Source organism: Actinotalea lenta, from assembly GCF_030586465.1.
Taxonomy (GTDB): Bacteria; Actinomycetota; Actinomycetes; order Actinomycetales; family Cellulomonadaceae; genus Actinotalea; species Actinotalea lenta.
In genome coordinates, this window is the sequence record NZ_JAUQYP010000001.1 from 1,689,223 (window position 1) to 1,711,904 (window position 22,682).

Annotated in this window: 29 protein-coding genes and 1 tRNA gene; 20 read left to right on the forward strand and 10 right to left on the reverse strand. The window is 74.0% G+C overall.

Annotated features, from left to right (window positions below; translation table 11 throughout):
• The first annotated feature begins 2 nt into the window (after positions 1–2).
• Genes Q6348_RS08055 through Q6348_RS08100 form a run of 10 tightly spaced genes read left to right on the forward strand, consistent with a single transcriptional unit; the run spans position 3 to position 5,129 of the window.
• A complete protein-coding gene (locus Q6348_RS08055) occupies positions 3–323 on the forward strand; it encodes a hypothetical protein (RefSeq protein WP_304600782.1) in 321 nt (106 codons plus the stop codon).
• A complete protein-coding gene (locus Q6348_RS08060; protein ID WP_304600783.1) occupies positions 323–892 on the forward strand; it encodes a hypothetical protein in 570 nt (189 codons plus the stop codon). The genes Q6348_RS08055 and Q6348_RS08060 overlap by 1 nt, the downstream gene beginning before the upstream one ends.
• On the forward strand, positions 889–1,476 hold the full coding sequence (locus tag Q6348_RS08065; protein WP_304600784.1) for a VldE C-terminal domain-containing protein: 588 nt from the start codon (positions 889–891) through the stop codon (positions 1,474–1,476). Before Q6348_RS08060 ends, Q6348_RS08065 begins: the two co-directional genes overlap by 4 nt.
• Positions 1,476–1,877, forward strand: coding sequence for a hypothetical protein (locus Q6348_RS08070; RefSeq protein WP_304600785.1), 402 nt, complete (start codon positions 1,476–1,478; stop codon positions 1,875–1,877). The genes Q6348_RS08065 and Q6348_RS08070 overlap by 1 nt, the downstream gene beginning before the upstream one ends.
• Entirely contained in the window at positions 1,877–2,161 is a 285-nt protein-coding gene (locus Q6348_RS08075; RefSeq protein ID WP_304600786.1) for a hypothetical protein, read from the forward strand. Before Q6348_RS08070 ends, Q6348_RS08075 begins: the two co-directional genes overlap by 1 nt.
• Positions 2,158–2,397, forward strand: a complete 240-nt coding sequence (locus tag Q6348_RS08080) for a hypothetical protein (RefSeq protein ID WP_304600787.1) — start codon at positions 2,158–2,160, stop codon at positions 2,395–2,397. The genes Q6348_RS08075 and Q6348_RS08080 overlap by 4 nt, the downstream gene beginning before the upstream one ends.
• Positions 2,394–2,540, forward strand: a complete 147-nt coding sequence (locus Q6348_RS08085; protein ID WP_304600788.1) for a hypothetical protein — start codon at positions 2,394–2,396, stop codon at positions 2,538–2,540. Before Q6348_RS08080 ends, Q6348_RS08085 begins: the two co-directional genes overlap by 4 nt.
• Complete coding sequence (locus Q6348_RS08090) at positions 2,537–2,926, forward strand: hypothetical protein (protein ID WP_304600789.1); 390 nt, start codon at positions 2,537–2,539, stop codon at positions 2,924–2,926. The genes Q6348_RS08085 and Q6348_RS08090 overlap by 4 nt, the downstream gene beginning before the upstream one ends.
• On the forward strand, positions 2,926–4,245 hold the full coding sequence (locus Q6348_RS08095; protein ID WP_304600790.1) for a hypothetical protein: 1,320 nt from the start codon (positions 2,926–2,928) through the stop codon (positions 4,243–4,245). The genes Q6348_RS08090 and Q6348_RS08095 overlap by 1 nt, the downstream gene beginning before the upstream one ends.
• Complete coding sequence (locus Q6348_RS08100) at positions 4,242–5,129, forward strand: M15 family metallopeptidase (RefSeq protein ID WP_304600791.1); 888 nt, start codon at positions 4,242–4,244, stop codon at positions 5,127–5,129. Before Q6348_RS08095 ends, Q6348_RS08100 begins: the two co-directional genes overlap by 4 nt.
• 51 nt (positions 5,130–5,180) lie before the next feature.
• Here Q6348_RS08100 and Q6348_RS08105 read toward each other — a convergent pair whose 3' ends face one another.
• From Q6348_RS08105 to Q6348_RS08115, 3 genes are read right to left on the reverse strand one after another with little or no spacing between them, the layout of a single operon-like run.
• Complete coding sequence (locus Q6348_RS08105; protein WP_304600792.1) at positions 5,181–5,936, reverse strand: hypothetical protein; 756 nt, start codon at positions 5,934–5,936, stop codon at positions 5,181–5,183.
• Entirely contained in the window at positions 5,933–6,694 is a 762-nt protein-coding gene (locus Q6348_RS08110; RefSeq protein ID WP_304600793.1) for a hypothetical protein, read from the reverse strand. Before Q6348_RS08110 ends, Q6348_RS08105 begins: the two co-directional genes overlap by 4 nt.
• 1 nt (position 6,695) lies before the next feature.
• The gene (locus Q6348_RS08115; protein WP_304600794.1) at positions 6,696–7,391 is read right to left on the reverse strand and encodes a hypothetical protein; all 696 of its coding nucleotides are present in this window, start codon (positions 7,389–7,391) and stop codon (positions 6,696–6,698) included.
• A gap of 321 nt (positions 7,392–7,712) precedes the next feature.
• Between Q6348_RS08115 and Q6348_RS08120 the strand changes: the two genes are divergently transcribed.
• Entirely contained in the window at positions 7,713–7,937 is a 225-nt protein-coding gene (locus tag Q6348_RS08120) for a hypothetical protein (RefSeq protein WP_304600795.1), read from the forward strand.
• Here Q6348_RS08120 and Q6348_RS08125 read toward each other — a convergent pair.
• Both Q6348_RS08125 and Q6348_RS08130 read right to left on the reverse strand, forming a co-directional pair.
• Complete coding sequence (locus Q6348_RS08125; RefSeq protein WP_304600796.1) at positions 7,934–8,755, reverse strand: tyrosine-type recombinase/integrase; 822 nt, start codon at positions 8,753–8,755, stop codon at positions 7,934–7,936. The genes Q6348_RS08120 and Q6348_RS08125 overlap by 4 nt on opposite strands.
• Before the next feature lie 70 nt (positions 8,756–8,825).
• Entirely contained in the window at positions 8,826–9,029 is a 204-nt protein-coding gene (locus Q6348_RS08130) for a hypothetical protein (RefSeq protein ID WP_304600797.1), read from the reverse strand.
• 32 nt (positions 9,030–9,061) lie between these two features.
• Between Q6348_RS08130 and Q6348_RS08135 the strand changes: the two genes are divergently transcribed.
• The 3 genes from Q6348_RS08135 to Q6348_RS08145 all read left to right on the forward strand — a co-directional run bounded on the left by Q6348_RS08135 (position 9,062) and on the right by Q6348_RS08145 (position 10,476).
• Positions 9,062–9,138 (forward strand) — tRNA-Trp (locus Q6348_RS08135).
• Positions 9,139–9,445: 307 nt separating this feature from the next.
• Positions 9,446–10,183: an ABC transporter permease gene (locus Q6348_RS08140; protein ID WP_304600798.1), complete on the forward strand. Its 738-nt coding sequence runs from the start codon at positions 9,446–9,448 to the stop codon at positions 10,181–10,183.
• A 149-nt stretch (positions 10,184–10,332) separates the two neighbouring features.
• Positions 10,333–10,476 (forward strand): hypothetical protein, encoded by a 144-nt coding sequence (locus Q6348_RS08145; RefSeq protein ID WP_304600799.1) that lies wholly within the window; start codon positions 10,333–10,335, stop codon positions 10,474–10,476.
• Positions 10,477–10,495: 19 nt separating this feature from the next.
• Here Q6348_RS08145 and Q6348_RS08150 read toward each other — a convergent pair whose 3' ends face one another.
• Positions 10,496–11,173, reverse strand: a complete 678-nt coding sequence (locus Q6348_RS08150; RefSeq protein ID WP_304600800.1) for a phosphatase PAP2 family protein — start codon at positions 11,171–11,173, stop codon at positions 10,496–10,498.
• Positions 11,174–11,204: 31 nt separating this feature from the next.
• Entirely contained in the window at positions 11,205–12,491 is a 1,287-nt protein-coding gene (locus Q6348_RS08155; protein WP_304600801.1) for a sensor histidine kinase, read from the reverse strand.
• 98 nt (positions 12,492–12,589) lie between these two features.
• Between Q6348_RS08155 and Q6348_RS08160 the strand changes: the two genes are divergently transcribed.
• From Q6348_RS08160 to Q6348_RS08175, 4 genes are read left to right on the forward strand one after another with little or no spacing between them, the layout of a single operon-like run.
• The gene (locus Q6348_RS08160) at positions 12,590–13,195 is read left to right on the forward strand and encodes a hypothetical protein (protein WP_304600802.1); all 606 of its coding nucleotides are present in this window, start codon (positions 12,590–12,592) and stop codon (positions 13,193–13,195) included.
• Entirely contained in the window at positions 13,195–13,938 is a 744-nt protein-coding gene (locus tag Q6348_RS08165) for an ABC transporter ATP-binding protein (protein WP_304600803.1), read from the forward strand. Before Q6348_RS08160 ends, Q6348_RS08165 begins: the two co-directional genes overlap by 1 nt.
• Complete coding sequence (locus tag Q6348_RS08170) at positions 13,935–14,681, forward strand: ABC transporter ATP-binding protein (RefSeq protein ID WP_304600804.1); 747 nt, start codon at positions 13,935–13,937, stop codon at positions 14,679–14,681. The genes Q6348_RS08165 and Q6348_RS08170 overlap by 4 nt, the downstream gene beginning before the upstream one ends.
• Positions 14,678–17,335 carry an ABC transporter permease gene (locus Q6348_RS08175; protein WP_304600805.1) on the forward strand — a complete coding sequence of 886 codons (2,658 nt, stop codon included), beginning with the start codon at positions 14,678–14,680 and terminating at the stop codon, positions 17,333–17,335. The genes Q6348_RS08170 and Q6348_RS08175 overlap by 4 nt, the downstream gene beginning before the upstream one ends.
• Positions 17,336–17,338: 3 nt before the next feature.
• Here the strand turns inward: Q6348_RS08175 and Q6348_RS08180 are convergent, their stop codons facing one another.
• Complete coding sequence (locus Q6348_RS08180) at positions 17,339–18,058, reverse strand: response regulator transcription factor (protein ID WP_350339651.1); 720 nt, start codon at positions 18,056–18,058, stop codon at positions 17,339–17,341.
• Between the two features lie 44 nt (positions 18,059–18,102).
• On the opposite strand from Q6348_RS08180, the gene Q6348_RS08185 reads away from it, so the two are divergent.
• Positions 18,103–18,780 (forward strand): response regulator transcription factor, encoded by a 678-nt coding sequence (locus tag Q6348_RS08185; protein ID WP_304600806.1) that lies wholly within the window; start codon positions 18,103–18,105, stop codon positions 18,778–18,780.
• Here Q6348_RS08185 and Q6348_RS08190 read toward each other — a convergent pair.
• Positions 18,753–20,117, reverse strand: coding sequence for a sensor histidine kinase (locus tag Q6348_RS08190; RefSeq protein ID WP_304600808.1), 1,365 nt, complete (start codon positions 20,115–20,117; stop codon positions 18,753–18,755). The genes Q6348_RS08185 and Q6348_RS08190 overlap by 28 nt on opposite strands.
• Positions 20,118–20,257: 140 nt before the next feature.
• Positions 20,258–20,794, reverse strand: coding sequence for a PepSY domain-containing protein (locus tag Q6348_RS08195; RefSeq protein ID WP_304600809.1), 537 nt, complete (start codon positions 20,792–20,794; stop codon positions 20,258–20,260).
• A 448-nt stretch (positions 20,795–21,242) separates the two neighbouring features.
• Between Q6348_RS08195 and Q6348_RS08200 the strand changes: the two genes are divergently transcribed.
• Positions 21,243–21,548 carry a hypothetical protein gene (locus Q6348_RS08200; RefSeq protein WP_304600810.1) on the forward strand — a complete coding sequence of 102 codons (306 nt, stop codon included), beginning with the start codon at positions 21,243–21,245 and terminating at the stop codon, positions 21,546–21,548.
• The last annotated feature ends 1,134 nt before the right edge of the window (positions 21,549–22,682 follow it).

Here is a 22,682-nt window from a genome sequence, read left to right on the forward strand (position 1 = left end):
CCATGGCCCACAACAACGCGATCAACGCCCGCGTGGTGGAGATCACCGAGTACGGCACCGACCCGCGCGGGTGGGGGCTGTTCGCCGCGGTGACCGCCGCAGCCGGCCGCACCCGGGCCGCCGCCCGCCGGGTCCTGGACCCGATCGAGCGGTTCTCCGGGTACGCCGTGGCCCCCCAGGGGTTCACCGGGGCAGCCAACCTCGGCTCCGCCCGGCCGGTGTCCAAGGAGACCTCAACGCTGCCCGACGAGCGGGCCGCCGGGGTGCTGTCGACCCCGGCTGAGACGATCTTCGCCCAGCGGCTGGGCAGGAAGGCCGGCTGATGAACCTCGCCCAGCTCAAGGCGTCCCTGGCGCGCAACAAGAAGCCGCTGGCCATCGCCGGCGCCGTCGGCGTGGCCGGCCTCGCCTGGGCGACCTCCCGGCGCAAGTCCGGCGGGGCGACCTCGAGCGGGACCAGCTCGGCCGTGTCCTACCCGTCCGGGTCGGCGCCGTCCCCGTCCTACTACACCCCCGGGTCGGCCGGGACCTACGACTCGACCGGCACCGACGTGTACAACGCGCTGCAGCCCCAGCTGCAGGACATTCGCGACCAGCTCAACCAGCTGAACAACCCGGACCCGTCGACCATCCCCACCCCGGTGCCGGCCGACCCGGGCACCTCCGTGCCGCCCGGGGAGACCATGACCCCGGTGTCCCAGGGGTACTACCGGCGCGCCGGCACGACCGCGGTGTACGAGGCGTTCAACAACGGCACCATGAAGTGGCTGGACCGTGCCGCGTACCTGGCCGCGGGCAAGCCCAAGTACACCGACGTCAACGCCACCGACCCGCTGTGGAACCGCACCGTGGTCGGCACCGACGCGCCGGCCAAGTACCGGACGCCCAAGTGAGTGGCGTCGACTCCCAGCTGGGCGGGGTCAAGCCCTGGGTGCGTTCGGCGGCCGACCAGCTCGCCGGCGCGTTCGGCCTGTCCACCGTGTACGGGTACCGGGCCGGGGACACCGCCGACCCGACCACCGGGCACAGCACCGGGCTGGCCGTGGACTTCCCCACCGGCAAGGCCGTGGGCGACAAGCTCGTGGCCTACGTGCAGGCCCACGCCTCCGCCCTGGGGGTCAAGTACCTGATCTGGCAGCAGCGCCGCTGGACCCCCGGCGGCGGGTGGACGGCGATGGCCTACCGGCCCGGGTCCAAGCCCGGGTACGACCCCAACCACATGCGACACGTGCACATCTCGTGGAACACCACCGCGCCCACCGGGGCCAGCGGCGGGGCCACGGTCACCCCCACGGCAGCGAAGACGGGAGTCTCGATGAACCCGCTGGACGCACTGAACCCCACCACCTGGGGCAACACGATCATGGGTGCCGCGCTCACCCTGGCCGGCGTCGCCGCCGGCCTCACCCTGGTCATCATGGGCGTGTCGGCCGTGGTCAGCCCGAAGATCGTCAAGGCTGCCGGGGCGGTGCTGTGATGGGCGCCGTCGAGCAGCAGCTGCAGCAGCTCGCCACGAGCTTCGACCGGTACGCCGCCCAGCTCGCCTCCGGGCTGCGGTCCTTCGAGGGCGCGATCGCGCTGCGCGCCGCCCGCAACGTGCCCGTGGGCGCCGGCGGGCGCACCCTGGCGCAGAACGGCCAGGGCCGGCTGGTCGGCTGGTCGCTGCGCGCCACCGGCGGACCGGTCACCGTCGCCATCCGGGACTCCACGCAGGCCGACAACGGGGACTACCTCGCGTTCGTCGAGCTCGCCGCCGAGACCTCCGAGACCGTGGCCCTGGGCGACGGCGTGAGCTTCGTCAACGGCCTGTACATCGTGGCCAGCTCGACCGGCGCCGGGGTGCTGCAGGGGTCGGTGTGGGTCGGGGCGGTCTCCTGATGCTGCCCGTGTCCTCCGACGTCGCCGGCGTGGCCCTGGTCGTGCTGCTGCTGTGGTCGGTGTTCCTGGCCCTGCGCTCCGACACCCGCCTGTCCAAGCGGTTCGAGTCCCGGATCGGGGCGCTCGAGCGGTCCAACCGGCGCGCCTACAAGCGGATCCACCAGCTCGAGGACGTGCTGCGAGCTGAGGGGGTCACGGTCCCTCCTTGGCCGGACCCCGAACCCGACGAGGACGACGACGAACCACCCCAGCGCTTCCGAGTGAGAGGACCGATCTTCCGATGAGCAAGTTCCCCGCCGACCTGGCCGCGTTCATCCTCGCCGGCCTGTCCGTGATCGCCATCACCGTGCTCGCCGCCCTCGGGGTGTCCGTGCCCGAGGTGCTGGCCACCGTCGCCCTGGTCTCCGCCGGCGCCGGCGGCGGCGCGGCCCTGCCCCGCATGGCCCGCCCCGCCCCGCCGGTCGAGCCCGCCACACCGGCCCCGCCGGCGGCGCCCAAGGGAACCGGTGTGATCCCGTGAGGCGCCACCCGATCCGCTCCCAGCAGGTGACCGTGGTCGCCGCCACGGCCATGCTGTTCGCCGGGTCGTGGCTGCTGTGGGACGCCTACGAGCGGCGCGGACGGTTCCGCCCGTGGTTCACCCGGATGATCCCCGGCGCATGACCGGGGTCCTGCTGCCGGCCGCGCTGCCGGCCGCATCCGGGTGGTCCCTGGTGGACAACCTCACCGACGCCAAGGTCACCGGGCCGGCCATCGCCGGGACCGCCACCGCCGACTTCGGGCAGCTGCCCGACAACGAGCTGTGGCTGATCGACCACGCCGTGGTGTTCTGCGACTCGGCCGCGGCCACCACCGTGCGCTGGTACGCCGGCGACACGATCCCCTCGAGGCTGCTGGACGGGTCCGACTCGGGCAACTTCGACGTCGGTGACTGGCCCGCCGGGCTGCTGATCCGGCCCTCGCAGAACCTCCTGGTGCAGTGGTCCGGCGCCGACGACCTCGCCGTGGGCACGGTCACCATCCAGTACCGGCTGCTGCGGAGGACCTGATGGGGTTCCGCAACCCGGTCACGTCGCTGCGCGCCGATCAGATCACCCCCGGCACCCTGCAACCCGGGGTCACCCTGCCGGCCGCCCAGGTGTCCGACGGCACCCTGGGTCTCGGGGTGGTCGCCGCCGCCCTGGCCGATGGCACCGTGACACCCGCCGCGCTGGCCGACGCCGCCGTGACCACCGCCAAGCTCGCCGCCGGGTCGGTCACCTCCCCGGCCATGGCCGCCGGCGCCATCCTGGCCGACGCGATCGCCGCCGGCGCCGTCACAGATGCCGCGATCGCTGACGCCGCCGTCAAGGCCGTCGCCCTGGCCGGTGGGGCAGTCACCGGGGACAAGATCGCCGCCGGGGCCGTGACCGCCACCGCGATCGCCGCCGGCGCGATCCTGGCCGGCAAGCTCGCCGCCGGCGCGGTCACCGCCGACAAGATCGCCGCCGGCGCGGTGACCGCTACCGCGATCGGGGCCGATGCGGTCTACGCCGGTGCGATCGCCGCCGGCGCCGTGGGGGCCGCCGAGATCGCCGCCGGCGCGATCACCGCGGCGAAGATCGCCGCCGGGGCCATCACCGCGGACAAGATCGCCGCCGGCGCGATCGACGGGACCACGATCACCGGGGCCATCATCCGTACCGCGGCCACCGGCCAGCGCGTCCAGCTCGGCAACGACTCCGACCGGATCGACTTCTACTCCGACGCCGGCCAGACCTCCGAGACCTCCCCCGGGTACCTGCGCATCGGCGAGGACTGGTCCGCCGGCCCCGCCCGCCCGATCGTCGAGCTCGCCACCCCTGAGGTGTCCGGGGTGGCCGACACGGTGAGCCGGCTCACCGGGTACGGCGGCAACGGGTTCACCAACCCCACCTGGACCCTCGACGCGCCCCTGGCCGCCCCGAACCTGACCGCCGGGCTCGAGGACCCGCCCGTGGTGCGCGTGCACAAGTCCACATCGGTGGTTTGGTCCACCTCGACGTGGCAGTACATGGCCTGGGACGTCGCAGACGAGAACCCCGACAGCATGTTCTCGCCAGCCACCAGCGTGAGCGCGATCTTCTGCCGGTACTCCGGCCTGTACCACCTGAGCGTCACAGCGGCGTTCCTCGGCTCCGGGAACCGATACCTGGCGTACTCGGTCAACGACGGAGCACGCAAGCGGCTGTGCAACTCCGACACCACGGACCCCGAGTTGTCCGGCACCGACCTGGTGCGCATGACCGCCGGGCAGTACCTCCGGTTGCTGGCCTATTCGTCCTCGGGAGGGACCATGAATGCGATCGACGGAAGCCCGCGCGTATCGATGGTGTGGGTGCGGCGATGACCGCCTCGATGAACGGGTGGGCGGTGGCCCCGCTGTACCGGACCGTGATCACCGCACCCGGGTGCGCCGACACCGGCACCGTGCGCGCCGGCGCCGTCGCCGTGATCTTCCAGGACTTCGTGGACGCCTACGCCGCCCAGGTCGAGCCGGTGCACACCATCAACGGGTACCGGTCGGTGGACCACAACGCCCTGGTCGGCGGCTACCCCGGGTCCAACCACACCTCCGGCACCGCGCTGGACCTCAACGGCGCCGCTCACCCCTATGAGTGGTTCCAGCCGGCCTCCGGCCGCGGCCTGGGCTACGCGCCGGGGTTCACCGCGGCGCAGATCGCCACCGTGCGCCGGCTGCTGGCCAAGTACAACGGGGTGCTGCGCTGGGGCCTGGACTTCCCCTCCCCGCGCCGTGACGCCATGCACTTCGAGATCGCCGGCGACGCTGCCGAGGTGTCCGCCGTCGCCGCACGCCTGCACCCGACCCCACCGGCCCCGCCCGTCCCCGAGGAGGACATCATGGCCACACTCGCCCAGCTGCAATCCGTCGTGCGTGAGCAGACCGGCCGCGTGCTGTACAAGCCCACCGGTGCCGCCGCGGCCTATGCCGACCTCGGCACCGCCCGCCGGTGGGTCACCGGCGACCAGGCCCACGACAACGACCGCGTGGCCGAGCTGCCCGCCACCGACCCGTTCTGGACCCTTCCCCGGGTCGGCAACCCCGGCGAGGTGTTCCGCAAGACCGGCGACGCCGCCGCGTTCGACCTCGTGGGCGACGGCACCCACGCCCACCTCGAGCACGTCACGCAGGACACCTGGGCGGCCATGGGCAAGCCCGCGTTCCGGGACCTGCCCGCCAGCGACCCGCTGTGGACGCTGCCCGTCGCGTGATCCGTCGCGCCCGCCGGCCGGCGCGACGCGTCGCGTCGTGCCGGCGTGGGGCTACGCGTCGCGCGCGGCCGAGGGCGACGCGTATAGGTCCCACGCGCGGGCGATCCCACCGGACCCGGGGAATAGGTCGTGCAGCTCGTCGCCTGGCAGCGCGCCGAGCAGGTCAAAGATCCACCGGGCGAACACCGCCGGCTTAGCTCCGATGACCCGCTTGGGGTCCGTCGTGCGCGGCCGAGCGACGTGCACCAGGGTGTCGGTGCGACCCGTCGCGGAGGCCTCGAGGACGTGTGACCCGTCTCCGCTGGAGCCTGGACGCGTCGCGTGTCGATCGCGGACGGCTCGCCCACCCGAGTAGATCACCGGTTCCCATGCGTTCAGCGGCCGCACAGCACTACGGTTCGGGCGCGCGCCCCGGAACCAGGCCGCGACGCGTACACCTGGTGGGCACGACGCCAGCACGACGGGTAGCGCCTCGGCCGAGGTGGACAGCGCCCACCCGTCGTACGTCGACAAGCGACGGATCAGCTCGGCGTGGTCGACCTCGCCGCCGTAGTCTGGGTGGTCGCGGTACAGCCATGCTTTTCCGGGGTAGGGCGGATCGGCGTAGGCCAGACGCAGCGGAGTCGTCGCGGATCCGGACCCGACGCCTACGCCTCGGGTGAACCGGTGGCGGGCCTGCCTGCAGCGAGTCGAGCAGCACTCCGCGTCGCGCCGCATCTGCGCCGGGATCGGACCTTGGCACCACGCACACACCCGTGCCGTGGCCACGTGCGACGCGTCGCCCTGCACCACGGTGAGACGCGTCATGCGGGCTGCTCCTGCTCATCGATGGGTAGGGGTGCGCACCGGTAGAGCTGGTGTTCCTCGGCGACCCATAGCAGGAACCAGTACTTGCCCCGCCGGAACGTCTCGTCGCACTCCTTGTGGAACCGGTCGGCGGGGTAGCCCATGGTCTTGGCCACCCGTTCCCGGTCGTCGGGGTTGGGCAGGTGATAGATCGCGATCAGGTCGCTCTGCGCGAGCACGAGCGGGTTGACGTGCACCGGGCGGGGCCCGTCGAACAGTCCGGTGGCGTGGTAGTGCCGGTTCTGCTGCAGCAGCCGGCGCATCTGCGGGCCGGTGGAGTGCGCCGAGGGCATGAACTCCCCGACCTCGCCGCACCACACCAGGGCGCGGTGCGCCTGGGGGTGCAAGGCCATGCCCACCGCCCGGTCCAGGTCGTCGGTGTAGGTGGGCGAACCGGGGTCGGCCCGGTAGTGCAGGTTCCGGTACCGGGGCCGGTCGCCCTCGAGCGGGCCGACCGGGGTGGCCGGCCACCTCGAGGGCAGCGGCGGGGTGATCCGTTCGGCGTCCGGGCCGGGGTCCGCGTCGCCGTTGACGTCGATCGCGAGCTTGTCCCACGGCCAGGAGGCGTACAGCCGGCGGGAGAACGTGGACTTGCCCGAGCCCTTGCGGCCCCACGCCGAGATCAGCGCGGGGCGGGCCGGGTCGATCACCACGGGGAAGTCGTCGCCGGCCTCCTCGGTCGGCGGGGTGCTGCGCCCTACCGGGGTCCGCTCGGCCATCTCAGAGCCCGTAGCGGCCCGGGTCCGGGCCCATCGGTGCCGGCAGCGGCTCGGCGGCCTGTGGCGGGTCCGCGGGGGGCTGTGCGGGCCGTTCCTGGCCCTCGGGGGGGCCCTCGGGGGTGCGCGGCTGCTCGAGGGCCTGGCGGCGCAGCTCGCGGGCGCTGCGGGCCTTGCCCATCTGCTTGAACAGGTAGACCGCGATCCCCACGCCGGCGGCGATCAGGTCCCCGACATCGGGGTTGTTCGCCGCGCCCATGTCGCCCATGTGCCGGTTGGCGACCGACCCGAGCGGGTCGCCGATGTTCTCGGCGTCCTCGTCGTCGGTGCGCCACAGCTCCACGGCCTGGGCGGCGCGGTCGCGGGCCATCGCGTCGTGCGCGAGCTCGCCCAGGGACACGACCAGCGCGCGCGCGGCGTCGCGGATCGCGGCCTTGCTGAACGGGCTATCCGAGGATGCCGCCGAGGAAGTCCGGCGTGCCGCGCTCGGTGCGTCGGTCTCGTCGGCCGGCTCGTCGTCGGGCGAAGGCCAGTCCTCGCCCACCGGGTCCGGGGTCGGGGTCGGGTCCTGGGTCGGCTCCGCGAACGTGATCCCCCCCAGCGGGCGGCTCGTCCGGGGCGGGATCAGGTCGTCGGTCGGGCTCGGCTCGTCGCTCGGGGCGCTGGGCTCGAGCGGGGGCACGGCGCTTCGACTGGCCATAGTGGGTCACCTCTCGCACGGCGTAGGGGTCGGTCTCCGGCTCGCCGGCCGGCTTGGTCTCCGGCGGCGGTGGCGGCGTGTCGGCCGGCACCCGCCGGGCCCGCACCTGCAGCTCGCACCCATCGGTGCCGCATGGGCCGGTCCAGGTCACCCGGCCCGGCGCCGAGCGGGTCTCGGTGGTGTGCCCGTTGGCACAGGTGCCCCGTACCCGCACACCCTGGTGATTCCGCTTGCCGCTCACAGCGGTAAGTTCACCCACGGGCCCCCCTGCTCACTCAAGTGAACGTCCCGACATGGCGAACACGAAAGCGCAGGTCAGTGATGGTTTCCACGGTGCTCACCGATATGAACCCCAGGCTTGAGGCGGCAGCGGCGGCGGTGGCCGACGCCCGGGAGGTGCTGGACGACGTGCGCGAGCAGCGCGACATGCTCGTGGTCGCGGCGATCGACCAGGGGATGAGCCAGCGGGCGGTGGCCAAGGCCGCCGGTATCTCGGTGGGTCGGGTGGTCGCGATCCTGGCGGGGTCACAGCCCGAGGAGGGCTAGGCCACGCGGCACCCGGTCCGGGCATTGACCATGGCCCGGATGGTGTCTGGGCGGACCTTGACGTAGCGCTGGGTGGTGGCCACCGAGGCGTGCCCGAGCAGCTCTTGGATCGCCCGCAGGTCGTGGGTCGCGTCGTGCAGCTCGGTCGCGCACGCGTGACGGAGCTGGTGCATCGTCACCCCCGCCGGCAGGAGGCGGCCCACCAGCCGCCCCACCCACCTGGCCGACAGGTGCCCGTGATCTGCGCCCGGGAACGCGAACCCGGGCGGCAGCGCCCGCAGCACCCGTGCCAGGGAATCCGGGAGCGGCACGTCCCGGTTGCGTGAGCCCTTGCCGTGCACGTGCAGCGTCCAGCCCAGCAGGTCCCGCGACAGGTCGTCGCTGTGCACCTGGGCAACCTCCCCACGCCGCAGGCCCAGGTCGTGGGCTAGGCGGATCATCAACCACACCCGGTCGTCGGCGTCCGCGATCGCGGCCTGAACCGCCTCCGGCGGCGCGGGGCGAGGGTCCGGCTTGGCCGGGGGGACCTCGGGCAGCTGCGCGGCCACGTCCACCAGCGTGCGGCCCGTGGCCACGCCCCAGCGCCAGTACGCCCGCAGCGAGGCCCGGTAGGACCGGCGGGTCTCGGCCTGCCACCGCTGTGCCCCGCTCCACGCCAGCAGGTCGTCAAGCCGCAGGCCCCACGGGCCGGCCGGCGCCGCCCACCGTGCCAGGCGGCGCACGTGATACAGCCGCAACCCGATCGTCTGCTCCGAGCGTCCCGCGGCCCGCAGGGCCGTCTCCCAAGCCTCGAGCTCCCAGCCCCCGTCACCGTTCACGGGTGCCCCATCGGCCACGCCCGACCCGTCACCAAGGACGATCCGGCCGCGCTAGCCGGGAGCGGTGGCCCTAGTGTCCGGTGGGCTGTGCCCACGACGGGGCCATCGGGTCGAACAGCATCCCGGGTAGGCACAGCATCGTGTGCCCCGACGGCATCAGCACCTCCACGACCGCGCCGCCCTCAGACACCCACCCGCCGATCACGGTCACCGCAGTGAGCCCGAGCATCACCCGCGAACCTTCCGCCGGCACCGCGCCCCGCAGGCCGCTCACGCGACACACTCCCCAGCCGATGAGGACACGGCGCGCCACGCCGCGAGGTCGATCACGTCCGCAGAGGCTCCAAACCAGCGGGTTCGGGGTTCGAGTCCCTGATGGCGCACTCTTCAGGCATATGACCAGCGAAGACGCTCCGGGCCCGGGAGATGGCACGAGGCTCACGCGCCTGGCATCGCTCGGGTCGGCGATCTCGGCGACCGGCACCGATGACGACCGCGTGCGGCGGGCGCGAGCCCGGCGACGCTTCGGCGCTCTGGCATGCGTCGAGCTTCTCCGGTGGTGAGCGTCGGCGATGGTGTTCCGTGGTCAGCTGAGCCGGACTCGTGGACCTTGGTGCCGCTCGCGCGGCGGTACCGTTCCGGGGTGCTCCGCGGCCTTGGTGACCCACGCGAATGACCACAGGGTCCCTGGTGCGAGTCGCGCTTGCCGTCGCCGCGCTGCTGGTGATCTTCCTCTCCGTCACATCAACGGCCCAGATCGCGGTCCGCCGGGACGCAGTGGTTGCGGCGGCACGTGCCGCCGTACAGCTTGCGCTCGTCGCCCTGGTCATCGCCTGGGTGTTCCGCCACCCCGGGGCCGTGGCTGTCTACCTGCCGGTGATGGTGCTTGCCGCAGCCGAGACCGCTGCCCGCCGGACTGGCCTGGGGCGTTCGGCTCTGCTCGCCTTGATCGTGGCCATCGTCGCGGGAGCTGCCGCGGCGCTGGTCCCCGTGCTCGCCAGTGGAGCGCTCGCCCTACGCGCGCAGACTGTCCTGCCGTTCGCTGCTCAGGTGATCGGCGGGGCGATGACCGCTGCGTCGCTGACCGGCAGTCGGCTGCAGGACGACGCACGGACTCAGTGGCATCTGGTGGAAGGCGGGCTCGCGCTCGGCGCGACTCCCCGTCAGGCGGCCACCCCGTTGGCGCGTCACGCCGCTGCGCGCGCTCTCGTGCCTGCCATCGACCAGACGCGTAGCGCAGGGCTGGTCACGCTGCCCGGTGCCTTCGTCGGCCTGCTGCTCGGCGGCGCCTCACCCGCGCTGGCCGCCCAGGTCCAGCTCCTCGTGCTCGTCGGCCTCCTCGCCGCCGAGGCCGTCACCGCCGCCCTCACAGCGCACCTGCTCGCCGGGCGCATCGGCGCTCGGCGCCAGGCGCCGGTTGCTGGCTGACGTCACGGCCGGCTGGACGAGAGGTCAGCCGCCTCCCGGGGCCCGCGGCCACGATCATGACCGTGCCGTCCGCCAGGTTCGCGAGCAGCGACCGGATCCCTCGGGGATCGGTGTGGGGTTGGCGCAATCTACTACCACGTGATCCCCGGATGTCGGCGACGAGGAGCGTGGCACCGGACTGCTCGATCCGCTCGAGCAGCGTGGCGCCGGAGGGAGATGGCGAGGACCTCGACCTCGGCGTCTTCGAGGCCGCGTCGAGCGAGCTCACGCAACCGGTGTCGTCCTCCAGCTGAGCCACCGACGATCGTTCGTTCACGGTGCCATTGCCGCGGTGTCGTCGCTGGGGTGGGTGCGGCGCCAACGTTGGTCGAGCAGGACCACGACAGCGATGACTGCGGCCGCGAGCGCGGTGGAGGCGAGCACGTCGGTGAGCCAGTGGTCGGCGAGGTAGAGCCGTGACGCCGCCATCAGGGCCGTCGCCGCGCCGGCCCCCGCCAGGCCCAGCAGAGCGCGGCCGAGACGGGGCCGGGCCCGCCACCACAGGTAGGCCACGGCGAGGGCGAAGGTGGCGGTCCCGATCGTGTGCCCGGACGGGAATGACAGGGTGCGCTCGACCGGGCCGATCACCGCGGAGGACGGCGGCCGGGAGCGTCCCACGACGTGCTTGACCACCACGGACAGGCCCTCCGCTAGCGCGAGCGCACCGCCGAGGACCAGCGCCTGCGAGTACCGACGTCGCCACGCGAGCACCGCGACGGTGAGCACCGCGATCGCGCTCATCACGACCTCGCCGCCGACCAGGCTCACCGTGGTCATCACGGGTAGCCGGTGGGCGAGCACCCAGGTCAACATGGGCTGGTCCAGTGTCGCGAGGTCGCCGCTCTCGCGCACGCCGTCAAGCAGCGACGCGGTCGTCAGGCCTGCGAGCAGCACCACGGCGACGGGCAGGGCGGTGGTGGCGTCCAGTCGGTCGCGGAGCCGGGCGATCATGGCGGGTCCTCTCGTCGGGACCCATGGATCCTCATCGAACCTGAACGTCACCTGGACGCGGGACCAGCAAGGTCACCGTCGTGGGGTCGCGGGAGGCCAGCACCAGTCGCCCGCCGGCGTCGTCGGCCAGGCGCACCGCCAGCGGGAGCCCGATGCCCGGGCCGGTCGATGCCGCGGCATCCGGCCACGGGGCTGCGAAGGTGCCCTCGTCGAGGACGTCGAGCGCGATCGTGGAGGACGTGGCGTCGGTGCCGGCGGCGTCGCGAAGCCGCACCGTCACCTGACCTGCGCCGTGCCGGTCGGCGTTCTCCAGCAGCACCTGGACGACGTGCCGCGCCGCGCCTGGCGCGATCGCGGCGACCCAGCGCCCGGCCGGCACGTCAAGGCTCAGCGGGCGGTTGGCCGCAGCGAGCGGGCCGCGGTGGGAGTGTGCGAGGTCCTCGATCAGGGCGGACAGGTCCGTGTGCTCGCGCGCCGACGTCGGCCGGGCGAGCTCGAGCAGCGCCGTGACGCCCTCGTCCAGTGCCGCGACCTCGCGCACCGCCTCCTCGACCGCGGGCCGAAGGTCGCCCTCGGCGAGTGCGGCCTCCAGACCCCAGCGCACTCGTGTGAGCGGGGTGCGGAGCTGGTGGGACGCCTCGGCGCTGAACGAGCGCTCTCGCGCCAGCACCTCGGACACGGTCACGGCGGCGGAGTTCACGGCCTCGGCGACCTCGTCGGTCTCCGGGATCCCCGAGGTCGGGGCTCGCGCGGCCAGATCGCCGTCGGCGTGCCGGGCGGAGACCCTGGCGATCTCCTCCAGCGGCGCGGCGAGCCGCCGGCTCGCGCGCGACGCCACGGCCCAGGCGACCGCGATCGCCAGCGCCGCACCGGCGATCATGGCGCCGAGCACCTGGGCGATCCGCAGCCACGAGACCCGGGGCGCGCTGGTGACCCGCAGCGCGCCCACCACCTGCTCGGCGTCGCGGATCGGCACCGCGACCAGTACCTGACCGCCGCGCTCCACGTCGCGCGTCGCCCCGCCGAGCGCCGCGGTGGCGACGCCGTCGGCGCGGGATGGGCCCGTGCCGGCGACCCGGTCGCCCGCCGGGTCGTACACGCCCAGCTCGCCGCCTGGTGGTGGGTCGGGCAGCTCGAGTGCGTCGCCCTCGCCGAGGGAGGGGTTGACCTGGCCGGAGGCGGCCAGCGCGGTCCGCTCCAGCTCGTTGACCAAGGTCGAGCGGACCAGTTGGACCGCGGCGATGGCCAGGGGTACCCCGAAGAGCAGGACGGCCAGCGCGGTCACGGCCACGGAGACCCGCACGATCCTGCGGCGCACCGCACCTCCGACGTTTGCCCTGCGCTTGCCTTGCGCGCACCTGGCGCTGGCCGGGCGCTGCCTAGCGTCCACGATATGCCCAGTCCCAGGAGGGGATCATGAACCACCCGCAGCGGCGCACCGTCGTCCGCGTCCTGTCCGTCGTCACCGCACTCGGTCTCGTCAGCGGCCTGGCGGCCTGCTCCGCCACCGGCTCGACGGCGCCCAGCAGCTCGGTGGACCCGAACGCCGCCGAGGTGAACCCGGCCGGTGACATCCCCGACAACCAGGTGTTCGTGGTCTGGACCGACCCGAGCAGCACCTTCACCGTGAAGGTCCCCGAGGGCTGGGCCTCGTCCACGGACAACGGGGCCGTGACGTTCACCGACAAGCTCAACAGCATCCGGATCGAGTCGGCGCAGACGGCCACCGCGCCGACGGCGGACTCGGTCCGCGGCGAGGTGGCCTCCCTCGGCCAGTCCGCGTCCGGCTTCCAGGCCGGCGACGTGAGCACGGTCACCCGCACGGCGGGCGACGCGGTCCTCGCCACCTACCAGGTGGACTCCGCACCCGACTCCGTGACCGGCAAGGTCGTCCCCGACGCGGTCGAGCGGTACGAGTTCTACCGCAACGGGACCCTGGTGACCTTGACGCTGTCGGGCCCGGTCGGCGCCGACAACGTCGACCCGTGGCGGATCGTCACCGACTCCTTCACGTGGCTGTGATGGGCACCGCAGTCGCGGGCGTACGGCCCGTCACGCCTACCGACGGTTCCGCCACGTCGGCCGCTCCCGCCCTCGAGGCCGAGGACCTGTACCGGTTCTACCGGGCCGGTGAGGAGGAGGCGCGTGCGCTGCGTGGGGTCTCGCTCACTGTCCGCGGCGGCGAGCTGGTTGCCGTCACCGGCCCGTCCGGATCCGGCAAGTCGACGCTGCTGGCCTGCCTGGCCGGCCTCGAGGAGCCGTCCGGGGGCACCGTGCGGGTGGCGGGTCGCCGGATCAGCCACCGACCCGAGTCCGAGCGGGCGGCGCTGCGCGCCGAGCTGGTCGGCGTGCTGTGGCAGACCGGCAACCTCGTCGAGCACCTCGACGTGGCCGACAACGTGACGTTGGCCCGTGCCCTGCACCGGGGCCGTCGGCTCGCGCGGCCCCGGCCCGGCAGGTCGGTGGTGGATCTCCTGGCTGCGGTCGGGTTGGGTGCCCGAGCACGTTCGCTGCCCAGCCAGCTCTCGGGTGGCGAGCTGGCCCGCGCGGGGCTCGCGGTCGCGCTGGCGAACGGCCCTCGGGTGCTGCTCGCCGACGAGCCGACCGGCGAGCTGGACTCGGCCACCGAGTCCAGCGTGCTCGCGCTGCTGCGCGACCTGGCCGACGACGGCGTCGCCGTGCTCGTGGTGACCCACTCGGCCACCGTGGCGCGCGCGGCCGATCGCCGGATCGTGCTCGCCGACGGCAAGGAGGTGGCGGCATGACCGCGCTGGTGTCCCTGGAGGGGATCGCCCGGACGTACCGGTCCGGTGCCACGGCCGTGGTCGCGGTGCGGCCGCTGACCGCGACGGTGACCGCCGGTGACCGGATCGCGATCACCGGCCCGTCCGGGTCGGGCAAGTCCACCCTGCTGCACCTGATGGCCGGGCTCGAGCGCCCGTCGGCCGGTGGCGTCGCGTGGCCCGGGCTGCGCACCGCCGGACGGGTGCCGGGGCCGGGCGAGGTGGGCCTGGTGTTCCAGGGCCCGAGCCTGCTGCCGCCGCTGACCGCTGCCGAGAACGTTGCGCTGCCCCTGGTGATCGCGGGCGTGGCTCTTGCGGCGGCGCGCGCCCGCGCCGAGCAGGCGATGGTCGAGGTGGGCGTCGCGGACATCGCCGGTCAGCTCCCGGAGGAGCTCTCCGGCGGGCAGGCGCAGCGGGTCGCGATCGCCAGGGTCGTCGCCGCGCGCCCGCGGCTGGTGCTGGCCGACGAGCCCACCGGGCAGCTGGACCACGCGACCGGCGCCCACGTGCTCGACGTGCTGCTGGCCGCCGCCGACGCGATCGACGCCGCCGTCGTGCTGACCACGCATGACCCCGCCGTGGCCGACCGGCTGACGTCGCGCTGGACCATGCGCGACGGTCGCTGTCACCTGCCAGACCGTCCCGCCGAGGGCCGGGACGGGACCGACCAGGGTGCCGTCGTCGGCGCCGGGCGCACCGCCGCTTCGAAGGAGGACCTCGCATGACCCGGCTCTGGTGGCGCGGACTGCTGCGCCGACGCCGCGGACGCCTGGCCGGTGCCGTGATCGGCACGGCCACCGCGGTCGCCCTGCTCGCCGCTCTCGGCATGTTCCTGGCTACCTCGAAGGCGAGCATGACCGCTCGTGCCGCGTCCGGGGTGGGCGTCGACTGGCAGGTCCAGGTGGCCCAGGGGGCCGACCCGGCCCAGGTCGCCGCCGCGGTGGCTGCCGAGCCCGGCACCATCGCCACGCAGGTGGTCGGGTTCGCCGCCACCACAGGCCTGTCCGCCACCACCGGCGGCACCACCCAGACCACCGGCCCCGGCGTGGTCGTCGGACTCCCGGCGGGCTATGCGGCGACGTTCCCCGCGGAGCTGCGCACCCTCACCGGCGACGGGACCGGCGTGCTGCTGGCCCAGCAGACGGCCGCGAACCTGCATGCCGGGGCCGGCGACACCGTCTCGATCGGCCTGGCCGGGCAGAGCCCGGTCGACGTGACGGTCGCGGGTGTGGTGGACCTGCCGCAGGCGGACTCGTTCTTCCAGACCGTCGGGGCACCCGCCGGTAGCGGGCCCACGGCGCCGCCGGACAACGTCATCCTGCTCCCGGCCGACCAGTTCGCCGCTGCGACGGCCGGGCTCGCCTCGACCAGGCCGGACCTGGTCACGGCGCAAGTGCACGCCGCGCGCAGCCACGCGCTGCCCGCCGACCCGGCGGCCGCGTACGTGGCGGCCAGCGGGGCCGCGCACCACATGGACGTGACCCTCGCCGGCGCCGGTCAGGTCGGCGACAACCTCGGGGCCACCCTGGACGCCGCGCGCTCCGACGCGCTGTACGCCCAGGCGCTCTTCCTGTTCCTCGGCACCCCCGGTGCGGTGCTGGCCGGACTGCTGACCGCCACCCTCACCGCGACCGGGGCGACCCGGCGTCGGCGCGACCAGGCCCTGCTGCGCTCGCGTGGCGCCAGCACCCGGGCCCTGACCCGGCTGGCCGCAGTCGAGGCCGGCGCGGTGGCGGTGGGCGGTGGCCTGGTGGGCCTCGCGCTCGCCGCCGTGGTGGGCCGGATCGCGTTCGGCGCGTGGGGCTTCGGCGCGAGCGCGCTGACCTGGCTCGCCTGGACCGCGACCGCGCTGGGGGTCGGTGCGCTGGTGGCCGCGCTCACCGTGCTCGTGCCCGCGCGCCGCGACGCGACCCGCACCGTCGCCGCCGGCCGGCGTTCCGTCGGCCGCGAACCCCGCCCGTGGTGGCTGCGCTGGTGGCTGGACCTGTGGCTGCTCGCCGGTGCCGGGGTGGTGCTCTGGCTGACCCGCGGTGACACCTACCACCTGGTGCTGGCCCCGGAGGGCGTCTCGCAGCTGTCGGTCAGCTACTGGGTGTTCGCCGGGCCGGCGCTGCTCTGGCTCGGCTCCGGGCTGCTGACCTGGCGGCTGGCCGACGCGCTGCTCACCCGCGGGCGGCCGGTGGTCGCCGCCGCGGCACGCCCGTTCGCCGGACCGATGGCTGACACGGTCGCTGCGAGCCTGTCCCGCCAGCGCCGGCCGGTGGCCCGCGCCGTGGTGCTGCTCGCGCTCGCGCTGTCCTTCGCCGCCTCGACGGCGACCTTCAACGCGACCTACCGCCAGCAGGCCGAGGTCGACGCACAGCTCACCAACGGTGGGGACGTGACCGTCACCGAGCCGCCCGGCTCGACGGTCACCGCGGACGCCGCAGCACAGCTGGCCGCGGTCCCCGGGGTGCGTGCCGCGGAGCCCCTGCTGCACCGCTACGCCTACGTCGGGTCCGACCTGCAGGACCTCTACGGCGTCCAGCCCGGCAGCATCGGCACCGCCGTCCACCTGCAGGACTCCTGGTTCCAGGGCGGCTCGGCGCCGCAGCTGATGTCCGACCTGGCCGCGAGCCCGGACAACATCCTGGTCTCCGCCGAGACGGTCAAGGACTTCCAGCTCCACCCCGGGGACACCCTCAAGCTCCGGCTGCCGGACGCGAACGGGTCCCTGGTGACTGTGCCCTTCGTCTACGCCGGCGTCGCCACGGAGTTCCCCACCGCGCCCAAGGACAGCTTCCTGGTGGCCAACGCCGACTACGTCGCCGCGCAGACCCACAACCCGGCCGTCGGGGCGTTCCTGCTCGACACCGGCGGGGTGAACCAGGCACAGGTCGCCGACGCGGTGCGTGCGACGGTGGGCACGGGCCCGCAGGTCACCGCGGTGGCCTCGACCAGAGCCGTGATCGGGTCGAGCCTGACCGCCGTGGACCTCGCCGGCCTGACCCGGGTGGAGCTGGCCTTCGCCGTGGCCCTCGCGGTCGCCGCCGGTGGCCTGGTCCTCGCACTCGCCCTGGCCGAGCGGCGCCGCACCTTCGCCCTGGCCTCCGCGCAGGGGGCGAGCCCGCGCCAGCTGCGGGCGATGGTCGGGGCCGAGGCGGGCTTCGTCGCCGTGATCGGAGGGCTGGCCGGCGCGGTCAGCGGGTGGGCGCTGTCGCTGATGCTCGTCCGGGTCCTGACGGGGGTGTTCGACCCGCCGCCCGACCACCTGGCGGTGCCCTGGCCCTATCTCGCGACGACGGCCGGGATCACCGCTGCGGCGATCCTCGCCGCGACCGCGGGCTTCGCGGCCTGGGTCGCCGGCCGCCCGGTGATCTCCGAGATCAAGGAGCTGTGAGTGTCACAGCTCGAGCCGGTAGCCGCGCCCCCGCACCGTGGTGATGGTGGGCGCGGCCTCACCGGCGGCCTCGGTCAGCTTGCGGCGGACCGCCGCGACGTGCACGTCCAAGGTCTTGGTGGACCCGAACCAGTGCTCGTCCCACACGTCCGACATCAGCCGCTCGCGGCTGACCACGGCGCCGGCGTCCACCGCCAGCCGTTCGAGCAGGTCGAACTCCTTGGGCCGCAGGGCGACCTCGGTGTCCCCGACCAGCACCCGGCGGGCGGCGGAGTCCACCCGCAGCGCCCCGACCTGCACCGGCTCCACCGCCGGTGCGGTCGGGGCCGCCGGCGCCCGTCGCACGTGGGCGCGGATCCTCGCCAGCAGCTCGGTGAGGCCGACCGGCTTGACCAGGTAGTCGTCCGCGCCCGCCTCCAGGCCGACCACCACGTCCAGCTCCGCGCCCCGCGCGGTGAGGATGACCAGCACGGCGGCCGGGAGCAGGACCCGCAACGACCGGCACACGTCCACCCCGTCGGTGTCGGGCAGGCCGAGGTCCAGGAGCACCAGGTCGAACGGGCGGGCCTTCGCCTCGGTAAGTGCCGCCGATCCCGTGCGCTCCCACGTGGTCCGGTAGCCGCCTGCGGTCAACGCCCTGGTCAACGGGCCGCCGACGCCCTCGTCATCCTCGACCACGAGCACCTCGACCATGGCGCCCAGCGTGCCATGAACGGCGAACACAGCGGTGCACCAGCGGGCGCGTCGCGAGCCGGGGGAGCCGCGCGATGCGCGTGCTGATCGTCGAGGACGAGCCGGCCCTGGCCGAGGCGGTCCGGCGGGGGTTGGCGGCCGAGGGCATCACGGCGGATGTCGTGCACGACGGTCGGGAGGGGCTCTGGGCGGCCACGGAGCGTGAGTACGACGTGGTGCTGCTGGACATCATGCTGCCCCGGATGAACGGCTACGACGTGCTGCGGCGTCTGCGCGAGGCCGAGGTGTGGACACCGGTGATGATGCTCACCGCCAAGGACGGTGAGTTCGACCAGGCGGACGCCTTCGACCTCGGGGCCGACGACTACCTGACCAAGCCCTTCTCCTTCGTCGTCCTGGTGGCCAGGCTGCGCGCGCTGGCGCGGCGTGGCGGGCCGGAGCGCCCCGCCGTGCTCAGCGCCGGTGACCTCACCCTGGACCCGGCCGGACGTCAGGTGCGTCGCGGCGAGCGGGAGATCGAGCTGACCGCTCGCGAGTACGGCGTGCTGGAGTTCCTGCTGCGCCACCGCGGCGAGGTGGTGAGCAAGACCGAGATCCTGCGCAACGTCTGGGACGCGCACTTCGACGGGGACCCGAACGTCGTCGAGGTCTACGTGCACTACCTGCGTCGCAAGGTCGACGAGCCGTTCGGTCGCCGTTCCATCCAGACCGTCCGCGGGATGGGCTACCGGCTGGCCGCGGACGGCGGTTGAGCGGCGAGCGGCACCTCCAGGACGAACCGCGCACCCGTCCCCGGGGGCGTCGGCGCGGCGTGCAGCGTCCCGCCGTGCGCCCGCGCGATCGCCCGCGCGATCGGCAGGCCGAGGCCCGAGCCGCCGGTGTCGCGGTCCCGGCTCGGGTCGAGCCGGACGAACCGGTCGAACACCGCCTCCAGCTTGTCCGGGGGGATGCCGGGGCCGTCGTCACTCACCTCGAGCACGGGCCGCCCCTCCCGTGCCGAGAGCCGGAGGTCCACGCGCGATGTCGCGTAGCGGGCGGCGTTGTCGGTCAGGTTGCGCACCGCGCGGCTCAGCGACTCGCGATCGCCCCGCACCACGACCGGGTCGAGCTCGACCCCGACGTCGGCCGGGCTGACCCGGCGCAGGCGGGCAGCCTCCTGCGCGACGAGGTCGGCGAGATCGACCTCGCGGGTCGCGATCGCCAGGCCGTGCTCGTCGTCGCGGGCCAGCAGGAGCAGGGCGTCCACCAGCTCCTCCAGGCGGGCGGCCTCGGCGAGGACCACCTCCGCGTCGGTGCGCCAGTCCGCCGGCGTGGGGTGGGTGGCGGCGACCTCGGCGGTGACCCGGATGGTGGCCAGCGGGCTGCGCAGCTCATGGGAGGCGTCCGAGACGAAGCGACGCTGGCCGGCGGCGGACGCCTCGAGGCGGGTCAGCATCGCGTTCAGCGTCGCGGCCAGGCGGGAGATCTCGTCTCCCGAGCCGGGGTCCGGCACCCGCTCGGACAGGTCGTGCGCGGTGATCTCCGCGACATGGCGTCGCATCGTCTCCACGGGCCTCAGGGCGCGTCCGGCGGCCCGGTAGGTCACCAGCCCGACGACCAGGACGCCGAGCGGGAACGCGAGGGCGCCGGCCTGGATCGCGCTCCAGGTCGCCGCGTCGACGGACGCCAGGCTGCGCGCTGCGACGACGGTGACGACGCCCGTCGAGGTCGCGACGCCCTGGAGGACCACGGCGTAGCGCGTCTCGTTGACGAACGGAAGCCGCCGGACCTCGGTGCGTACCTGCCCGGCCGGTTGGCCGCCCGACACGATCGGAGCCTCACCGTCGATCGACGGGCTGGCCGCGACCACGCGCAGGTCGGGCGCGAGGACCTGGACGATCACCTCGTCGCCCAGCGTCGGCGGGATGACGTCCACTCCCGCCGTCCCCGACCCCGCGACCGCGGCCGCGACCAGCGCGCCCTGGTCTCGCGTCAGCCCCACCAGGGCGTCGGTCAGCATCACCCGCTGCACCAGGACGAGGCCCGCGACGAGCACGGCCAGCGCCGCCGCCACCACGAGGGTCGCCGAGATGGCGGTGCGAGTCTGCACTCGGCGCCACCACCGCATCCGGTCCTCCTTCCGGGCATCCGGATCGACCCCGATCGTGCCCGGGCGTGCCTTGGACCACGCTGAGGACGGCGACCGACGGGGCCCGGCGGTGCGTGACCGCCGGGCCCCGTGCGAGACGCTCAGTCGGACTCGCCGGACTGCTCGTCGGCGCCACCGGCCTGCTGGGACAGCACGGTGCCGTTGCCCGCGTCGACCTTCACGTCGACCACGGTGCCGTCGGCCCGGGTGACCTCGACGCCCCAGACCACCGAGCCGTTCTCGTCCTCCAGGACGGGTGTGCCGGCCGCGCCCGGGACGGCAGCGGTCGCGGCGCTGGACGCGGCGGCGGCGTCGATCGACGCCAGCGGCGCGAGCGCGGCGGCGTCAGCGGCCTCGTTCTCCTGGCTGCTGCCGTCCGCGGTCTGGTCGGCCGGCGCCTGGACGCTGCCGGCGTAGCTCGGGTCCTGCGGCTCGGTGCCGTCGGCGGTCTCGGTGCCCTCGGCGCCCTCCTGCGCGTCGGGGACCTCGGTGCCGGCCGCCTCGACCGCCGGAGCGGCGGGGGCCGACGGGGTGGCGGCGCTCGTCGAGGCAGCGGCCATCGAGGCGCCGCCCGCGAGCAGGGCGCCCGCGACCACGCCGGTGGCGGCCAGCTTGCGGGACTTCCGGATCGGATTCATGGGTGCGCTCCTCATCTCAGGTGGCCCGGTCGGTCGACCGGCCTGAGAACACGATCGGAGCCCGGGGCTTCAGCGTCCCTGAGGGCGCCTGAGAGTCTCCTCAGCCGCTGCGGCCCGGACCGCGGACGCTGCGCGGCCTCGAGGTGTTGGGACTCGAAGGGGAGTCGCAGAGACTGCCGTGACAAGAGGCCGACTGCGTTCCTGACCGAGCGGATCGGTCGCCTCGAAGCTGCAGCAGCCGCCCTGACCGGCGCGCGTGAGCTGGCCGTCCCACCGAGTGGCCCGGGGGCCGGGCTCCTGCCCAGTTGCGCACCGTGGCATGACGGGTCGACGAAGGCGGTGCTCGCCTCACGGAGGACCCGGTCGCTCGTGGCGTTCAGCCGACATTCAGCGAATCCCCAGGTGAAGGGACGACCCTGGGTCTGTCGGCAAGTCGAGGAGGGCACCCATGACTGCCACACTGACCGTGTCGCATCGCGCGTTCGGGGCAGAGGTCCGTCGCGGTCCGTACCAGGTCGAGGTTGACGGCCGGACTGTCGGGACCGTCGAGATGAACCAGACGTTCGAGACGACGGTCGAGCCCGGTCACCACACCCTGCGGGTCCGCAGCGGCCGCAATTCCAGTGGGGAGAAGGCCTTCGAGATCGCCGACGAGGAGGTTGCCAGGTTCCGGTGCACCGGCAAGCGGTTCCTGCCCTTGTTCCTCGCGTCGTTCGTGAGCCCGGGCCTGGCTCTGGTCCTGGTCCGCGAGTAGGGGGGAGGAGAGTGTCGAGGACGAACTACGTTCGGTTCGGCATCATCCTCACGGCCACGGGAGCGCTAGCTCTGGGTCCACCGGCTCGCGGTCAGTACCACCCGACTGCTCCCAGGCGTGGAGCTCGCTGTGGCCGTGCTGCTCATCGGCCTCCCGCTGCTGGTCCGGGGCCTTCGCCACCGACCGCCGCCGTCCGGGTAGGGCGGTTGGCGCTGTCCCTCCGGCCTTCGCGCTGGGGAACGGCCGGCTGACCGGGCCTGGCCGGTGGCCGAACGAGCCGGATCCAGCAGCTGCCCGTGCTCGGCCCGGCAAGGCCCAGCGCGGGCCACAGCCTCGAGCACTTGAGGCGACCCCCGGTCTGTCTCCCCCGTTCCGAGCGCGTGTAGTACTGGACGCCGACGCCGACGCCGACGCCGGCCAGGTCCGCAGCCTCCTCACGGCGCGGCCTGGCACCCTGCGTAGCGTTTGTCTCGGACCACACCCGCGGACTGCGGAGCCCGACGGGCCCGGCGAGAGGCCAGGAAGTCACGCACATCAGCTCGGTTGCCCATGCCGACCGCGGTGGGCCGGAGACCAACGCTCGCGTGAGGCACCAGCACTAGCCCCGACTCGGGGCCATCCGGCGAGAGCGCGACGCCCGGCGTGACGTCGGTGCTGCGCCCACGTGGTTCGGGCCGTAGCCCGGAAACCGACCTGTGACCCGGTTGTGACCCGGAAACTCCGTGGCGCGTGGTGATACGCGGTGATGCTCATGTCCATGAAGAAGCACGTCAGAGAGCAGTCATGGTGTCTCGGGTGATGCTTGGTTATCGTCCTGCGCCTACTCAGCGGGTTCGGGGTTCGAGTCCCTGATGGCGCACCAGCAACCTCACTCGTTCCACCTCCAAGGCTTCCGCGCGCCCCGGTAGGCGCCTGAGGTCCGGCCGTGCCCGGCCACGCGCAGTCGTCGTCGGCGGGAGCACGCACGCGCCGTGCCCGGCAGCGACCCCCGTGATCGAGGGCGCGATCTGCGAGATCCAGCGGGTACCACGCGGGAGTGGCGCGACGAGCGCCGGCGCGGCGAAGCCGGCCACCCCCGCACCGCTCGACGGCAGCGGCCGGTGGGCCGCGAGGCCCGTTGGGTCCCCAGTCGCG